The 16784-nt window shown below is 39.9% G+C and carries 15 protein-coding genes; 12 read left to right on the forward strand and 3 right to left on the reverse strand.

The features are described from left to right. The 3 genes from PHC76_RS12690 to PHC76_RS12700 are packed head-to-tail and all read left to right on the forward strand — an operon-like array spanning position 1 to position 3286. Positions 1 to 792, forward strand: coding sequence for an HDOD domain-containing protein (locus tag PHC76_RS12690; RefSeq protein ID WP_299972718.1), 792 nt, complete (start codon positions 1 to 3; stop codon positions 790 to 792). Further along, on the forward strand, positions 789 to 1763 hold the full coding sequence (locus PHC76_RS12695; protein WP_299972720.1) for a response regulator: 975 nt from the start codon (positions 789 to 791) through the stop codon (positions 1761 to 1763). The genes PHC76_RS12690 and PHC76_RS12695 overlap by 4 nt, the downstream gene beginning before the upstream one ends. Then, entirely contained in the window at positions 1763 to 3286 is a 1524-nt protein-coding gene (locus PHC76_RS12700; protein WP_299972722.1) for an ATP-binding protein, read from the forward strand. The genes PHC76_RS12695 and PHC76_RS12700 overlap by 1 nt, the downstream gene beginning before the upstream one ends. 56 nt (positions 3287 to 3342) lie before the next feature. Here the strand turns inward: PHC76_RS12700 and PHC76_RS12705 are convergent, their stop codons facing one another. Beyond that, positions 3343 to 3579, reverse strand: a complete 237-nt coding sequence (locus tag PHC76_RS12705; protein ID WP_299972724.1) for a hypothetical protein — start codon at positions 3577 to 3579, stop codon at positions 3343 to 3345. Positions 3580 to 3905: 326 nt separating this feature from the next. Here PHC76_RS12705 and PHC76_RS12710 point away from each other — a divergent pair, with 326 nt between their 5' ends. The 4 genes from PHC76_RS12710 to PHC76_RS12725 are packed head-to-tail and all read left to right on the forward strand — an operon-like array spanning position 3906 to position 6602. Continuing rightward, positions 3906 to 5090, forward strand: coding sequence for a hypothetical protein (locus PHC76_RS12710; RefSeq protein WP_299972726.1), 1185 nt, complete (start codon positions 3906 to 3908; stop codon positions 5088 to 5090). Beyond that, a complete protein-coding gene (locus PHC76_RS12715) occupies positions 5087 to 5899 on the forward strand; it encodes a hypothetical protein (RefSeq protein ID WP_299972728.1) in 813 nt (270 codons plus the stop codon). The genes PHC76_RS12710 and PHC76_RS12715 overlap by 4 nt, the downstream gene beginning before the upstream one ends. Then, a complete protein-coding gene (locus PHC76_RS12720) occupies positions 5900 to 6358 on the forward strand; it encodes a hypothetical protein (RefSeq protein WP_299972730.1) in 459 nt (152 codons plus the stop codon). 19 nt (positions 6359 to 6377) lie between these two features. After that, complete coding sequence (locus tag PHC76_RS12725; RefSeq protein ID WP_299972732.1) at positions 6378 to 6602, forward strand: hypothetical protein; 225 nt, start codon at positions 6378 to 6380, stop codon at positions 6600 to 6602. Positions 6603 to 6728: 126 nt separating this feature from the next. On the opposite strand, the gene PHC76_RS12730 is transcribed toward PHC76_RS12725, so the two are convergent. Next, positions 6729 to 7703 carry an iron-sulfur cluster assembly scaffold protein gene (locus PHC76_RS12730; protein ID WP_299972734.1) on the reverse strand — a complete coding sequence of 325 codons (975 nt, stop codon included), beginning with the start codon at positions 7701 to 7703 and terminating at the stop codon, positions 6729 to 6731. Between the two features lie 12 nt (positions 7704 to 7715). Next, positions 7716 to 8930 carry a NifS family cysteine desulfurase gene (locus PHC76_RS12735; RefSeq protein WP_299972736.1) on the reverse strand — a complete coding sequence of 405 codons (1215 nt, stop codon included), beginning with the start codon at positions 8928 to 8930 and terminating at the stop codon, positions 7716 to 7718. A gap of 176 nt (positions 8931 to 9106) precedes the next feature. On the opposite strand from PHC76_RS12735, the gene PHC76_RS12740 reads away from it, so the two are divergent. From PHC76_RS12740 to PHC76_RS12760, 5 genes are all read left to right on the forward strand, one after another. Next, positions 9107 to 9949 carry an ABC transporter permease gene (locus PHC76_RS12740; protein WP_300210306.1) on the forward strand — a complete coding sequence of 281 codons (843 nt, stop codon included), beginning with the start codon at positions 9107 to 9109 and terminating at the stop codon, positions 9947 to 9949. Continuing rightward, positions 9946 to 10617 carry an ABC transporter ATP-binding protein gene (locus tag PHC76_RS12745; protein ID WP_299972740.1) on the forward strand — a complete coding sequence of 224 codons (672 nt, stop codon included), beginning with the start codon at positions 9946 to 9948 and terminating at the stop codon, positions 10615 to 10617. The genes PHC76_RS12740 and PHC76_RS12745 overlap by 4 nt, the downstream gene beginning before the upstream one ends. Further along, on the forward strand, positions 10614 to 11693 hold the full coding sequence (locus tag PHC76_RS12750) for a capsule biosynthesis protein (protein ID WP_299972743.1): 1080 nt from the start codon (positions 10614 to 10616) through the stop codon (positions 11691 to 11693). The genes PHC76_RS12745 and PHC76_RS12750 overlap by 4 nt, the downstream gene beginning before the upstream one ends. Beyond that, positions 11693 to 13318, forward strand: a complete 1626-nt coding sequence (locus tag PHC76_RS12755) for a polysaccharide biosynthesis/export family protein (RefSeq protein WP_299972745.1) — start codon at positions 11693 to 11695, stop codon at positions 13316 to 13318. The genes PHC76_RS12750 and PHC76_RS12755 overlap by 1 nt, the downstream gene beginning before the upstream one ends. 120 nt (positions 13319 to 13438) lie before the next feature. Then, positions 13439 to 16784 (forward strand): calcium-binding protein (locus PHC76_RS12760; RefSeq protein WP_299972747.1); only part of this gene is annotated, 3346 nt, incomplete at its 3' end.

A 16784-nucleotide genomic window follows, 5' to 3' on the forward strand; every position in this document is an offset into this window, starting at 1 on the left:
GTGGACGATTTTTTACTCTATTCAATCGAATCGTTCCCTCCTCTAAGAGAGACTATTCTCAAACTTAACGACCTCTACAACGCCGAGGAGATTAACAACAAAGCAGTTGAACGCCTTGTAGAATCCGATCCACTTCTTTATACCGATATTTTACGCTACGCTAACTCCCCCCAGTACGGATTTAAAAAACCGCTCTCCAATATCTCACAAGTAATTTCCCTTTTTGGACTTAACTCTCTAAAAGGTATGGCGATGGTTGCCGCACTTAAAGCTCATCCGTTTAACGATCTCACACCCTTTGGGATTACTATTGAGATATGGTTTAAAGTGATGGAGAGACAACAAGCATTTTTGAATCTTTGGCTAGGAAAAACAGAGCGTCATCTTCTTAAATCCCTTGGGGCTCTCCCTTTTATCCTTGAAATAGGTCGTCTTATCGCCTCTTATGCACTGATGTTTGCCTCCAATCCTTATAGATTTACCAAAAATTCTCCCCAAGAGCTCCTTTTGGAAGAGAAAAATATTATCGGAAGTTCCGGCGATGAACTGGCCTGCAAACTGTTCGAGCTATGGTTTTTTGATACCACTTTGATTAATTGCCTCCAGTATTCACTTGCACCTGCTTATGCACATGATCCAAAATTGTGTGCTGTCCTCAAATGTGCACGTCTCCTTTTTACACTCAAAGGTATTGAACCATTTGAGACGATTGAACCTATCTTGGAAGAATATTCCTTAAATATAACCTCTGCAAAACTCGCCTATGAAACCATTACAGGAGAAATCACATGAAACAATTTACCCTTTCGGAACTCAAACTCATTACCTCAGAGCTACGTGTTTTATACGTTGAAGATGAGGCAATGATTCGTGATGGATTACTTGCAAGCTTAAAACAGCTTTTTAAAGAGGTAGATGCTGCCGAAAATGGCTCAGAAGGGTTAAAACTTTATAACACCAATCACTATGACCTCATCATCACCGATATATCGATGCCTACTATGGATGGGATCACCATGATTGATCAGATTAAAGAAGTAAATTCTGAAGCTCCCATTATCGTCACTTCCGCTCAAAATGATGCTGATAGACTACTCACGTTAATCAATCTTGGGGTTGATCGCTTCCTTACCAAACCGATCAATAAAATCAATCTTATCAATGCCTTGTACAGCGTATGCTCTGCCATCGACAACCGACGAAAAATCAAAGCGTATCAAGAAGATCTAGAGCATAAGATTCGTATTCTTCAAACCCAAATCAAAAAAGAGCATATCAAAAGTCAACAAGTCAAAAATGTTAACCCTATACCCTGTTCTGAGGCTAACCAAGACTACTTCAGCCAACTTCTCCCCGATGAGATAGATGAGCTACGCGATCTCAATGAAGAGCTTGATAGCGATATTTTAATGATGTTTCAAAATGATCACATCGATTACCCTTCTATTTCCCATATAGCAAAACAGTACGGACGTTACGGCGCTATTCTCTATGCGCATACCCTTTTTGTAGAGATAGGTCTTCAACTACAGGAGATGGCACGTGCATTTGAAATACATAAAGATGTATTTATCGAAAAAATCTCCTCGTTGCGTGAACTATTAGAGAGTTTTAATTTTACCCTCATAACATTTAGACAAAATGTATGGGAAAAACCATCTTCTGACCCATGCTTTTATAACGCGTCCCTTTTAAGCGATATCCAGCTTATCCATAACATCCTCACCCAAACCGAAGTCGACGGTGAGATAGAATTTTTCTAATGCACACTATTAATCTCCTCTATATAGGGCATCGCCAATCCTCTATGGAGATGATTCATCATTACTTCCCCACAATGCAACAGCTCACTAACGGTACTGACATACTCCAAGAGGTAATCCACAACTCCTTTGATGCGATTTTGATCGATGATTCACTTCCTTTTAGCGAAGCGCTCAACACCGTAGAGAAAATCAAAATGGTCAAAAAATCTCTTCTTACCATCATTGTAGCTACCCATCCAACCTGTGAAGAGCTTCTGCAAGCTGTCCGCATCTCTATCAATGCCGTACTGACACTCCCGTTGCAAACCCATGAGATTGAAGAGATGTCAAAAAAACTCTATTTTATCTCCCTCTCCAACCAGCAAACAATCAAACAAAATCTCTTATTAAACCAATACAAAAACGCCCTTGACTCTTGCCTCAATATCTCTAAAACCAATATTAACGGTGTCATAACCTATGTTAATGAACATTTTTGCTACCTCTATGGGTATAAAGCCGAAGAGATTATCGGGCAAAGACACGTACTTTTTCACCATCCTGAGAATACTGCAAAAGAGCAGATGATCGATTTATGGAAAAAGGCTCAATCAAAACATGTATGGCATGGTACACTTATCAACAAAGCTAAATCAGAGGATGACATCTATACCGATACCTATATCATCCCTCTTTTAAACGGTAAATACGAAATCGAAGAGTATATGGATATGCGAATCGATGTCACCGCACTTGAAACCCATCTGCGTACCCTTCAAACAAAAATTTACGAAGCTACCCAAGAGATAAAAGGGCAGCAAGAAAGCCTTATTGCACAATCACGTTCGGCGGCATTGGGAGAGATGTTTGACAATATCGCCCACCAATGGCGTCAACCCATCGGGGCGATCAATAACGCGATTATTAATGCTGAATTTGCCCTGGAACTGGCAGGGATGACAACCGATGAGATACTCGAAACCTTTAAGCAAATCAACACCTACACCGCATTTCTCTCGGGTACTATCGATGATTTCCGAAACTTCTCCAATCCCGATAAGGATAAAACCATCTTTCCTCTCCATCAGTGTATCGGACAAACCATCAACATTATTCGCGGTGCCTATGAGATGAACAACATTTCGCTTGAATACACACCCGATAATGCATTACGCACCATAACTGTATACGGACCGCAAGGAGAACTCTCTCAAGTACTCCTCAATATCCTCAGCAACGCTCGCGATGCGATCAAAGAGAATGGTTATGACAGTGGCAATGTACGGATCGATCTCAGCGCAACCGATGACTCCATCACCCTTTCGATTACCGACAACGCGGGAGGTATTCCCGAAACCGTACTCCCTAAAATTTTTGATCCCTATTTTACAACCAAAAATAAAGTACAAGGGAGTGGAATAGGGCTCTATATGTCTAAAACCATTATTGAAAAACATTTTGAAGGGAAAATTGAAGCCGCAAATGAAGAGAAAGGGGCGATCTTTACGATCACCCTTCCGATTCACAATTACAAAGAATAAACTGTTTTGCTATAAAACAATAATGCAACCGTAACGAAAATCACTTTATTTTGCCTTTAAAGCTTATCGTCTTCATATGGTTCATTGCTTGGAACTTGATTTAAAGCATTTAAAAAATCTTTTTTTGAAGCTTTTGAAGCTTTTTGTTCAATAATATCAACCGTTTGCAATGCGGATACCTTTTCACTCAAAGCATTGATGATAAATTGATTTAATGATATTTTTTCTGCCCCACAAACATCACTGACCGCTGATTTTAAATAGTCTGGCATTCTTAAGCTCATTGTTTGCATTAGATCTCTCCTATGTGGTGTAAAAACTCTTTTGGTGTCATATAAAAGTTTCTTTAAAACCATAATACAATCCTGACTCGATAAAATATTATCAATTATATTTATTATTTTTTAACGCATATTTGCTAAAATATACCAATCTTATTTATTTTGTAATCTCAATATTTCACCTCATCCATCATTTCGTGCTACGACACGGAATCAATTTTTGAGGATGGCTCCCGCATAAAGATAAGGGTTGAGCTCACAATACGATGTTTTCTCGTGTGCGGAATGACGAGATAATCGTAAATAATACAGGATTCAATAAAACAAGGAGCATGATTATGTTAGCAATGGAAAATGAACAAAAAAAATTAATCACTAGACGATCAGCTCTTGCAGGGTTATTATTAATAGGAGGAGGAATAATGATGGCAAGTAGTGAAGGAATAAAAGGTTTTTTCGGAACACTTTTCAATTATGGGCATTTATCTGAGAGTTATCATCAGATGATGCGTACATCTCATGATCCCGATATACGGTTTGGAAACTTTTCGCCTGATGGAACTAAAGTGGTTCTCAATTATCGACCGATGGTGGATAATGAGGAAGGGATTTCGTATATCGGGATTCTTGAAATTGCGACAGGCAAGCTCCAGCTGATTCGTCCACCGGAAGAATATAAGATGTGGTATGACGGAAGTTTTTCTCCTGATGGTAAAGAGATGGTATTTGCATTTACTCTTAAAAATAAACTCCAAGAAGATACTGGATTATGTATATTAAATTTAGTTACATTAACTTTTAGAACAATTCTAAAATCCGATACGGGAAGAACATATCTATCATTTTCACCGAACGGTGATCGCTTAATCTATTTTAAATCAGCATATTTTCGAACAAAAAGTGGAGAACTTAAATATAGTCATAGTGATATTTTCGAAATGGATTTGTCCAATAAACAAGAAAAGCGTCTAACTAATATTTGCTTTCGCAGTGGACGAGCAGCACCACGTTACTTTCCAAACGGAGAGAATTATATTTTTGCGGCCGACTGGCCTTATTCTGGATTTGATTACACTGAAGAAATAAAACAACGTCAAAATATACACGAGGAGAAATATAAAAGTAATATAACTTATATTAATAATAGTAAAATTCTACAAACTGAAGCCAACCCAGCAATTATTTATGAAGATATCTCATATTTTTCAGATATCTCTAAAGACGGTAAAAAAATCCTTTGTATTGCAAGAAGCCATTTACATAATACTACTCCTTACAATTATGACCTATTTCTGTATGAAGATGGCCAAAGACGCCAGCTCACCGATCTAAAATGGATGATCATTGATGGGGCAATTACCCCTGATGGAACACAGGCTGTTTTTGTCGCCGATACCACACCATCACGAGGAAGTGAACGGAAAGTTTACTTATACAACATCGAGACCAATACAACAGCACCCATAGAGTTAAAGCCTGAAAATACTAGTTGGATTAATGTAGGACAAGAGGTGCAATCATGACACTTAATGAAATTGTACCGACATACGGATATTGGGGTGGACCGGGTTGGTCTGCTGGGGAAAGAACTCCTCCAGGGAAAGAACCCGATTGGAATTATGGTGTATATGATGGTCTTGATGCACTTTTTCTAAAACATGATAAAGCTTATTGGGAAGCTGAGAAAAAGGCTGTAGCAGACCCTGTTGTTGCGGCTCAAATGATTTTTGATGCCGATATCGCTCTATTGAGTGATATAGCAAATGGCAATTGGGATTCTGGATTATACGGAGTGTTATATGCTCCATTGGCAGAACTGGCATTTGGGGCTAAGAGCTTATGGGATTTAGCTCATGTCGCTTTAGCGCAGCTAGATACACTTGGAGGAAAAGATTGGAAAAATGACCCTTTCCCCGACAATCACACTACTCGACCTATCGATCCCTCCGTCAGTGACTTCTACACCTCCGCGAAAAACTGGTCACCTCCTCGTGCTGATCCTCTCGTTCTTGACCTCGATGGAGATGGGATCGAAACAATCGGAGTGAGTGATGCTAGAAATGTATTATTCGATCATGATGGTGATGGGATAAAAACCGCTACCGGATGGGTTAGTGCGGATGATGGTATGTTGGTATTGGATCGTAATGGCAATGGGACTATTGATAACGGTGGAGAACTGTTTGGAGATCGTACGATAGTTGATGGCAAAAGAGCACAAAATGGGTTTGCGGCACTTCCTCGTCATTCCCGCAAAGGCGGGAATCTAGCTCATAAAAAAATAGATGCTGTGAATAATCAAAACTTTAAAGATACAAGGAGAGTGGCGTAAATGAATACACAGTCAAAACACAATGGAAACATAAAAATAAGTTTGTTGCAAATACTTTTGAAATCGACCTTAGTCATTGGATTAAGTGCGTGTAATAGTTCGGCGATTCAATTTAGTAATATAAATGCAAAAGGGGATAAAGCGATGTTTAATGAAATTTACAATTCAAAAATAAAACCAGATAATTACTTGGGTATACAAAAAAATTATGCTGAAGTTACGAACATGGTGATGAAGTATTTTCAAATTGGTGAAAGTAAAGAAGAGGTAATAACAAAACTATCTCAAATGAAAATCGACTCAAATGTAAAGAGTGATGGCAGAATTGTTGCATTTGGTATAAAGGGGAATAATCCTTTATTTTCTAAAGATGATGATAAAACCGTAGAAGTATTTTTTGAATTTGATAGCAATAATAAGCTAGTAAGCATTAGCTCACGTTATTTTAGACGACAATAATAAAAGGAAGATTTTTAAAATGGAAACAATAGAAGTTGGCTATAGAAATATAGGTTCATTTGGTGGCGTAGAGTATTATCATAAATTTTTGATTTATACCACTACAAATGGAACTCAGTATACAATAAGCGGATGGGAACATAAATCAAATGACCCCACATTACCGTATGGTTATATGGATGTGATGCAAGGTGAACGCTATGATGTCAAGCGACATTTAAAAATGACCAGTTTGGTGAGTTAATACAATAAACTTTTTAATATTAGAAAAATTGGATTTGCAACAGGGGGCAGTGCAAAGCCTCCTCTATGAAGGCAATGCCCGCCTTCGCGGGCGAAATGCTCTTTAGGGTGAATGACGGGAGAAAAATTAGATTGGAAGAACGCGGATTTTTTGTGAAAGTTTTTCTTTCAACGTCGCTTCGATAGCATATAATGTCCCCGTGCTGGAACTCGCACACCCATTACACGCACCCAAATAGCGGATATAGACATCGATATAATCGGGAGAATCTTTAATATCGATAACCTCCATATTTCCGCCGTCCATGATGAGAAACTGACGGATCGACTCATCGACGATACTATCAATCGCTTTGATTTTTTGCACCAACGTCATCGCTTCGAAATCTCCGTGACTTCCCGCATCGGCAGCAGCGCGCATTTTCTCCTGATCCATTTCGGCACGTACATCGGCGAGAATATCGACGAGATAATACTCACGCGCTTCGTGTCCACCCGGTTTGATACACGATTTACAGAAACCGCCCGCTTTCGTGTAATCAGTCACTTGCTCGATGGTTTTAAGATCATTCAAGCGAATCACTTCACGAAGCGTCCCCAAACTCACGCGGGCACATTCGCACACGATAATCTCATCTTCAAAGCTCGATTCATCGACACCGAGATACAATCCTGCCGCTTTTTTGATAACGTCATACGCCATAACGGAACAGTGCATTTTTTGAGGTGGAACGGCTGGAGTATTTGGCTCATCACGAAGAGCAAACTCCACATCGATATTGGTGATTTTAACCGCTTCTTGAACCGTTTTACCGATACAGAGTTCCGCCATCATGTCGGAGCTGGCGATTGCCGTGCCGCAACCGAAACTTTTAAATTTTGATTTGACGATAGTATCACTCTGCGGATCTACTTCCCAATACAAACGTACCGCATCCCCACAGCTCTCCGCACCGAAATCGGCAACGATGAGTTTATGTCCGCTTGCCGCACACTCCTCTTCAGTAATCTCCCCTTGGTTGTGGGGATTGTTCATCAATGTGGTTACTTTGTTGGAGTACTGATCCCAAAGAGACCCTCCCAATAAATCATTTTTTGCCATAGTGGTATCCTTTTAATGGTGAATGTGACATTCTCCGGCTTCACCGCCGGGGGTTGGCTGTACGATTGCATACGAGCTCGAAATTGCCCGTAACCGCTTGACTGCCGACTCAAATTTCTCTATGACGTAATCGATCTCCTCATCCGTCGTAAAACGGCTCAGACTCAGACGGATACCCGTATGAGCTAACTCATTATCGGCACCGATAGCGAGCATAACCGAGTTTGCTTCCAAATCTTCCGAAGCACAGGCAGAGCCGGTAGAGGCACCAATAAGGGCATTGTTCAAATCCCACAACATCCCCTCACCTTCAACCCCGCGAATCGAGATTAAAATAGTGTTTGGGGTACGGTTATTGCGATCACCTACCGTAAAGACATCTTGAAGTGAACCGAGCAAAGCATCTTCGAGACGATCGCGCTTGGCACGGATGAGCGCCATTTTTTCGTCGATATTAGTGGTTGCAAGCTCCATCGCCATCCCCATCCCCACGATGTAGGGGACATTGAGAGTCCCTGAACGACGACCCCCCATTTGATCCCCACCGTGCAATAATGGACTCAAATCTTGCGAATTACGGATATAAAGGGCACCAATCCCTTTGGGCCCATGAAACTTATGGGCAGACATCGACATAAAATCGACATGAACCTCTTGCATATTCACAGGGATTTTACCCACCGCTTGAACACCGTCGGTATGGAAAAGAACCCCTTTATCACGGCATATTTCACCAATCTCTTTAATCGGAAAAATCATCCCTGTCTCATTGTTCGCCCACATGATCGAGACCAATGCCGTTTTTTCGGTGATAAAAGCACGTACCGTGTGCGCCTCCACAACCCCTTGATCATTCACCGGCAAATAGGTCACTTTTACCCCTTGCTCTTCGAGAAACTTACAGGTAGAGAGGACGGATGGGTGTTCAATTTCGGTGGTCACAATATGGTTTTTATCGCCGTTTAGAATTTTATCCACCCATACCGATTGAAGAACCCAATTGTTCGCTTCGGTCGCACACGACGTAAAGATAATATCATCGTTATCACTCGCCCCGATCCCTTTATACATCTGATTAATCGCTTTCGTGATCGCGGGATGCGACGCGGTTCCATATCGGTGCAACGAGTTTGGGTTACCGTAAATCTCACTAAAAAACGGTATCATCGCTTCAGTGACGATGGGATCGACCATCGTTGTTGCGTTATTGTCCAAATAGACTTGCATTTCATGCTCCTAAGTAGGATTTCAAATAAAAGACTAAAATAGTCTTGTTTAACTTTTGGGATAATAGTGCAAACGATGTTATAGATACCTTAAGGGTTTTTTATATTTAGGATGCTTTAAGGTTGAAGCAATAGTAGTATGTATTCATTAGTCAATGACAGTAGTTTTAATATAATATGGAGTATAATTTAATATCACCCTTAAATTTAAATACAGCGAGTAAACACTTTACGATGGCAATTTCTCCGTTTAAAATTTTCCGTACTGTTGTTTTTGCCCTTTTTTTGAGAGAGCTTAAAACACGTTTTGGAAATAGTAAATTTGGGGTATTATGGGTTTTTTTAGAGCCAATGATACAAATTGTACTTATGCTATTAATTTTTAATTTTATGCGGTCGAGCATGATGCCTCAAGTCCCTTTTGCCCTTTTTTATGTAACAGGAATGCTCCCTTTTTTTATTTTTAAAAATATTGTTACAGGATTAATGTCTAGCCTGGATGCCAATCGTGCATTATTTGCCTATAAGCCTGTTAAGCCTATCGATACTTACATAACGCGTACAGTCCTAGAAGTTACTATTTATTTAACTGTTTTTACTTTTATCATCATCATTATGGGGTGGTTTTTTGGTGTTGATATTACCGTCAATCATCCACTGGAAGCATTAGGAGCTCTTGGATTAATTATTATTATGGGGGTTGGTGTCGGAATTGCTGTAAGTATGTTGGCGCATGCTTTTTCAATCACTAAAGTAATTGTCAATGCGGTAATAACGGTACTTTATCTTGTTTCAGGTGTGATGTTTCCAATCTGGTTAATTCCCGCCGAATATCTATCCGTCTTACAATATAATCCAGTATTGCATGTTATTGAAATTTTTCGCGAGTCTTTTTTTTCTTATTATCCTACAATAGAGGGAATAACCATCGGTTATCCTATCTTTTTCACTTTGATTGTTTTATATATCTCTCTATGGTTTTATTATCGTAATCGAATTGCATTAGGGACAAGTACATGATTATTTTAGATAATATTTCAAAGTCGTACCCTTTAGCCGGGGGAGGGTATCATCATGTTTTTCAAAATCTCTCATTCACCTTTCCTGAGAATCATAGTATTGGCTTGCTGGGGCCAAACGGTGCTGGTAAATCAACATTATTGAAAATTTTAGGGGGAATCGATATCCCCGATAGTGGACGTGTAATAACGGATAAATCGATTTCTTGGCCAGTAGGGTTATCCGGTGGATTGCAAGGATCTCTTAGTGCACGGGATAACATCAAATTTATTTGTCGTATTTATGGGTATACTGGGGATCAGATGCGAGAAAAAATAACTTATGTCCAAGAATTTGCTGAGATCGGTGAATATTTTGATCAGCCTATCAAATCATATTCGTCCGGCATGAGATCACGAATAACCTTCGGTCTTAGCATGGCGTTTGATTTTGATTATTATCTAATTGATGAGATAGGCGCCGTCGGGGATGCTCAATTCAAACAAAAAAGTACCGCAGTTTATAAAGAGAAATTAGCCAACGCAAATGTTATCATGGTGTCTCACAACATGGCAGATATTCGATCCCTATGTCACTATGTTGTCATTATTAATCACGGGGAAGCAACTATCTATGAAGATGTTAATGAAGGGATCAGTGTGTACCAAACAATAGGACAAAAAAAATGAGATTCTCAAAACCGTTTACACTCTTTGTATTGATTCCATTAGGAATTGCAATGGCATATTATTTTTTCTTTGCTGCAAACCGTTATGTTAGTGAAAGTGTCGTCAGCGTCACTCAGGCTAACGGGGCAGATAGTTCACTTAGCGGTTTAGCTATGCTAACAGGAATGACTTCATCATCTAAGCAAGATACCCTTTACTTACGTGAATATATCCATTCTATCGATATGCTGAAAACTTTAGATCAAAAAATTGCCCTTAAAAAAACTTTTCAAGCTCAAAAGCGAGATCCCCTTTACCGTTTGTATGATTGGATGCCAGAAGAGTTATATTTATTGTATTATCAAAACCGTGTCGAAATTGTTTATGATGACATAACGGGTTTATTAAAAATAAGGGCTGAAGGGTTTACGCCGGAACAAGCACAACTTCTTTCATCCACCATTTTAGAAGAAAGTGAACAATTCGTTAATGAACTTTCTCACAAAATGTCCCGTCAACAACTCACTTTTGCAGAATCAGAATTATTAAAAACAAAAGAGCGTTACAGCAATGCTAAAAATAAACTTTTAGCATTCCAAAATAAATACGGGATGTTTGACCCAATAAGTCAAGCTCAAGCAAAAGCATCATTGTCTACCGGCTTTGATACACAACTTGCTCAAAAAGAGGCTGAATTAAACAGTATGCTTTCTTATCTGCAAGAGAGTGCTCCTCAAGTAGTTACTCTCAAAAGTGAGATCGCGGCTATCAAACAGCAGATGAAAAAAGAGAGTGCAGCGGTTGCTTCTTCATCCGGGAAACCGATGAATGCGTTAGCATCAGAATTTCAAAATTTAACTATTGATGCAGGATTTGCGGAAGACAGCTATAAATTAGCACTAACTGCAGTAGAAAAAAGTCGTATCAACGCCCTTCAAAAAACTAAATATTTAGCGGTTATACAGAATCCTCCTCTCCCTGAGATGGCTACATATCCGCGCCGTTTGTACAATTTGATTACATTATTTATCGTATTGTCGATATTATTTGGAATTGGACGTCTTATTAAAGCCACCATAGAGGATCGTAAATACTAATGAAAACACTAAAATTCTTCACTTTACAATTGTTACTATCCATCAATCTCTTTGCCGTTGATGTATCATCCATCACCATGAGCGAAGCCAATAACTCATCGATCTCACCAATAAGTACCAAAGCAATTTTTGGAGCACATCTCTTTAACGGTAACTTTACCCAAAGCACCCAACATATCTATAATCCCGATTATCGACTTGCAATCGGAGATGTTGTGACGATTAAAATGTGGGGAGCTTTTGACTATGAGCAACCACTGACTATTGATTCTCAAGGCAATATTTTTATTCCCAGAGTAGGAACGGTACAGCTTTTAGGGATTCGTAATGGAGATTTAGTAACAACTATCACCAATAATGTGAAAAAAGTGTATCGCAATAATGTGTATGTTTATGCAGATATGGGAGCATATCAAAATGTCTCCTTATTTGTTACCGGAAATGTTAATAAACCGGGACTATATAAAGGGCTTAGCTCCGACTCCCTCTTGCAATATATTGACAAAGCTTCAGGAATTAATCCTGAATTTGGTAGTTTTCGGCGTATATCTGTCTTACGAGATAATAAAATACTTAAAAAAATTGACCTCTACGATTTCATGCTTAACGGACAAATGGAACTGTTTGCCTTTCGGACAGGAGACGTCATATTGGTTGATAGTGTCGGAACTTATATCAGCGCATTAGGAGAAGTGCAACGCCCTTTCCGTTTTGAAGCCAAAGAGTTAACGATGTCTCTCTCAGAACTTGCTCGTCTTAGCGGGATAAAGCCGACAGCAACCAATGCAGTTGTTAAAAACTATGGTAGTGATAATCATTTAAACATTAAATCATATCCATTTAACAAATTTAATTCTATCACGTTGAGTTCTGGAGACACAGTAGAATTTTTACCCGATTACTCAGCATCGAATGTTCAAATAACTATTGACGGAGAACACTCAGGATTACATACGCTCATTGTACCTAAAGGGACAACTTTAGGAAAACTACGTCAGCAGATACATTTTAATACTGAGTCCAATGTCGACGCAATCCAAATATACCGTAAAAGTGTTGCGGAGATACAAAAAAAGTTGATTGATGCCCAACTGCATGAGCTGGAAACACTAGCACTTACCACCTCTTCTGTTTCACCTCAAGAAGCTTCAATGAGGTCACAAGAGACTCAATCAATTCTCCAATTTATCGATCGTGCAAAAAAAGTAGAACCAACCGGTCAAATCACGATTAGTGACCTTTCTGCGCTTGATACTATCGTCTTACAAGAGGGTGATACTATTCGAGTTCCAACAAAAAACAATATTGTTGTTGTTCAGGGAGAAGTGGCTCTTCCAGGTGCATTTACCTATATGGACAAATACACTTTAAATGATTATATTGCAATGGCAGGCGACATCAGTGAACGTGCCAATAAAGAACGTATTTTAGTAATTCGTGCAAGTGGAAAAGCAGAAAAATATGATGCATCCATGTTTTCGTTTAATAACCAACCTAAAATGGAAAAAGGGGACTCTGTTTTAGTACTTCCAAAAGCTGAAAGCCAAACACTCCAAGTAGCTAGTGCAATAACGCAAATCCTTTATCAAATCGCTATTGCTGCAAACGTCGTCTTAAAATTCTAGCCTTTTTTCGTGAGGTTTTTCACCTCACTTCTCACAATAACTTCTTGTTATTTTTCTTAATACAAAAATTAGCTTTTATAACCTAAAATGATTTCCATACAAATCACGAAAGGATTTACTATGGCAACAATACTTTCAGCAACAGTCGTTAACAACATTCTAACAATCACTTATGATGAGGCAATGCAACTAACAAACCCATCCAACGTAACTTTTTATACAAGTACGGGAAATCAATTAGGTATTACTGCTGTAAGTGGTGCGGGATATGGTTCCCCTGCCACAAGTATCTGGACGCTAACACTCAGCTCCCCTATTACATCTACCGAGTATGTGATTATGCAATCATCCGGTGGAGTAGCGCAGGGTGTTAACAGTGGACAATATTTGAGTTATGGTACAGCTTTCGTTGGAGGAAGCGGTGTCTCATCGATCGATTTGATGAATGTTTACAATTACAATCAGCCTTATTCTGTTTTTGCCAATAATGGAGCCGATAGTATCACGCTTAGCGGTGGCAATGTACCGACTTACGTCAACCTCACAGAAAGCACTGCTGCTTCCGACACGGTTAGTTTTGGAGATCAGTGGGTAAATGATAGTTTTAGCTTATTGACGCAAGGACCTCAGATTATCCAAGGTTTTGATATTTCCGGAACAACAACCAATGATAAGCTTAGTATGATTTCTAATGTTATAGCCTCCAATACCGTAGGTTATGTTGATGGAACCGATGTCGGGATTTTCGCTTCGCACAGTATTACCAATGGTCTTGCTTCTTTTAAAGATACGAATGGGGTAATCATTACCATCGATACGGCAGAAAAAGCGCAAGCAATGTACGATTATCTTGAAACCAATATTACTACTCCGGGAACCACTATTGGAACACAAGTATCGGTAGATGGTACAGCTCTTGGGATTTATCAAAAAGGAGCAACGGGGAATAAAAGCCTTGTAGTTGCACTCAATGGTATATCCGGAGCGACTCTCGGCACTACCCAAGGGACAAACGTTGTTCAAATCGTCGATACGACAGGTCCTGATATTTTAAATGCAGTACTTACCTCCAATGGCATCAACCTTTATTATGGAGAAACGGTTGCTTCGGCTCTCATTACCGGACTTAAGCTTTATAAGAATGGTACTACCGATATGGGCACTTTAACCCAATCACTTAATGGTTCTACCGTCACAATGACCTCCTCTACACAAACCCTAAGCGCTACTGATTTCGTTGTCGTCGATGCTACTGCAACTCATGCATTTACAGCAACCGATGGTGTAGGCAATACCTTTACCAGTACCGATCCCTTTATGTCTGCTATGGGTGGAACGGGGGATAACATCATCGATCTTTCACTATTAACTGGTGTGACAGAAGCTGAAGGTCGTGCTGGTAATGATACGATTACCGGAACGCCTGGAAACGACAAACTGCGCGGTGATGATGGCAATGATACACTCAATGGTGGCGATGGAAATGATGAACTCGATGGAGGTAATGGAAACGATACACTTAATGGAGAAATTGGTTCGGACAATATGAGCGGTGGAATGGGTGATGATACGTATGTCGTTGATGATGCAGGAGACAACTATTGGGAAAACGATAATGCGGGCAATGACACAGTTTTAAGCTACCTAGATTATTCTTATTTACAGTGGAATGTCGAAACACTCAAAATCATGAATACCGGCGTAGCTAGTGCCTTTGGGAATGGACAAGACAATACTATAATAGCTGGAAGCGGTGACAATATCATCGATGGAGGAGGAGGCAACGATACTTTATCGTATATAAATGCAACAGGTAGTATAGTCATTTCTCTTCTCTCCACTTCTCCACAAGCGACAGGGGCATCTGGAAATGATACAATTTTTGGATTTGAAAATGTGACAGGAAGTGCATACGCAGACATAATCACCGGTGATAATAATGCAAACGTATTGGATGGTGGCATTGGAAATGACACCGTTTTATACGATCAAGCCACTGCCGGTGTTACAGTAAACCTTGGACTCACCACCGCACAAAATACTATCGGTGCAGGTACTGATACCTTGCTTAACTTTGAAAACCTTGTCGGATCAAACTATGATGACACATTGTCCGGAAACGCTCAAGCAAACATCATTCATGGCGGAGATGGTAGTGATACCATTAGTGCCGGAGCTGGAAATGACACGATTTACGGTGATGCTGGAAATGATTTTATTGGAGCATCAGCAGGAGATGACTATCTCGATGGAGGAAACGGTATTGATGAGATTCAATTCGCACAAGCGGGAAGCGGAGTAACCGTTGACCTCGAAATCACCACGCAACAAGCCACAGGTGGTGGCGGTAACGATACGATTCTCAACTTTGAAAACGTTATCGGTTCAAACTACAATGACACTATCTATGGAACTGAAGGGGACAACTATATCAAAGGTAAAGCAGGAGATGACATCATCTATGGACGCGGTGGAAATGACTTTATCGGAGGCGGTGATGGGAACGATACAGTAGACGGTGGAAATGGCATCGACACATTTACCTTTGAAAATGCCACGGGAAATATCACTGCAAATCTTAGCATTACCACAGCACAAAATACAGGATATGGCAATGATACCATTTTGAATTTTGAAAATTTAGACGGTAGTGCCTATAACGATACACTTATTGGTAATTCAAGCGATAACCAAATCAAAGGTAACGGTGGTAACGATACAATCAACGGAGGAAATGGTACAGACACTGCTCTTTACACATACGCTTCAAACGACTATACTATCATTGGCAATAACGATGGTTCTATTTCCGTTACCAATAACATAACTGGAAGTGAAGGGAGTGACATCCTTACAAATATCGAATTTCTTCAATTTTCAGATACGATTATCGATGCTTCTCTTTTCAGCAATACTCCACCCACTTCAAGCAATGCAACTCTCACTACCAACGAAGACACAGCAAAGATATTAACCCTAAGCAACTTTGCATTCACAGACATCGACAGTGGTGACATCCTCACCAAAATCATGATTACAACCCTCCCGGCAAAAGGTTCACTGACATTCAATGGCTATAGCGTCACCCTAAACCAAGAGATTTATGCTTACGATATCAGTGGAGGCAATCTTATCTTTACCCCAGATGCAAATGGCAATGGAAACACTTACACATCATTTGGATTTAAAGTCTCTGATGGTATTGCATACTCTGCAACTGCAAATACAGTAACATTCAATGTTACACCAATACGCGATGATCTTGTTTTAACCGGAACTGCTGGAAGCGATACCCTAAACGGTGATGCAATTGATGCAGGAAGTTATGACACCCTAAGCGGCTTAGAGGGCAACGACACCCTACTAGGCTTAGGAGGTAATGACATTCTATCCGGCGGCTTAGGAGATGATATCATGGATGGAGGAGCAGGCGTAGATACCCTAACCTACATTACAGCCAGCGCGG

Source organism: Sulfuricurvum sp., from assembly GCF_028710345.1.
Classification (GTDB): domain Bacteria; phylum Campylobacterota; class Campylobacteria; order Campylobacterales; family Sulfurimonadaceae; genus Sulfuricurvum.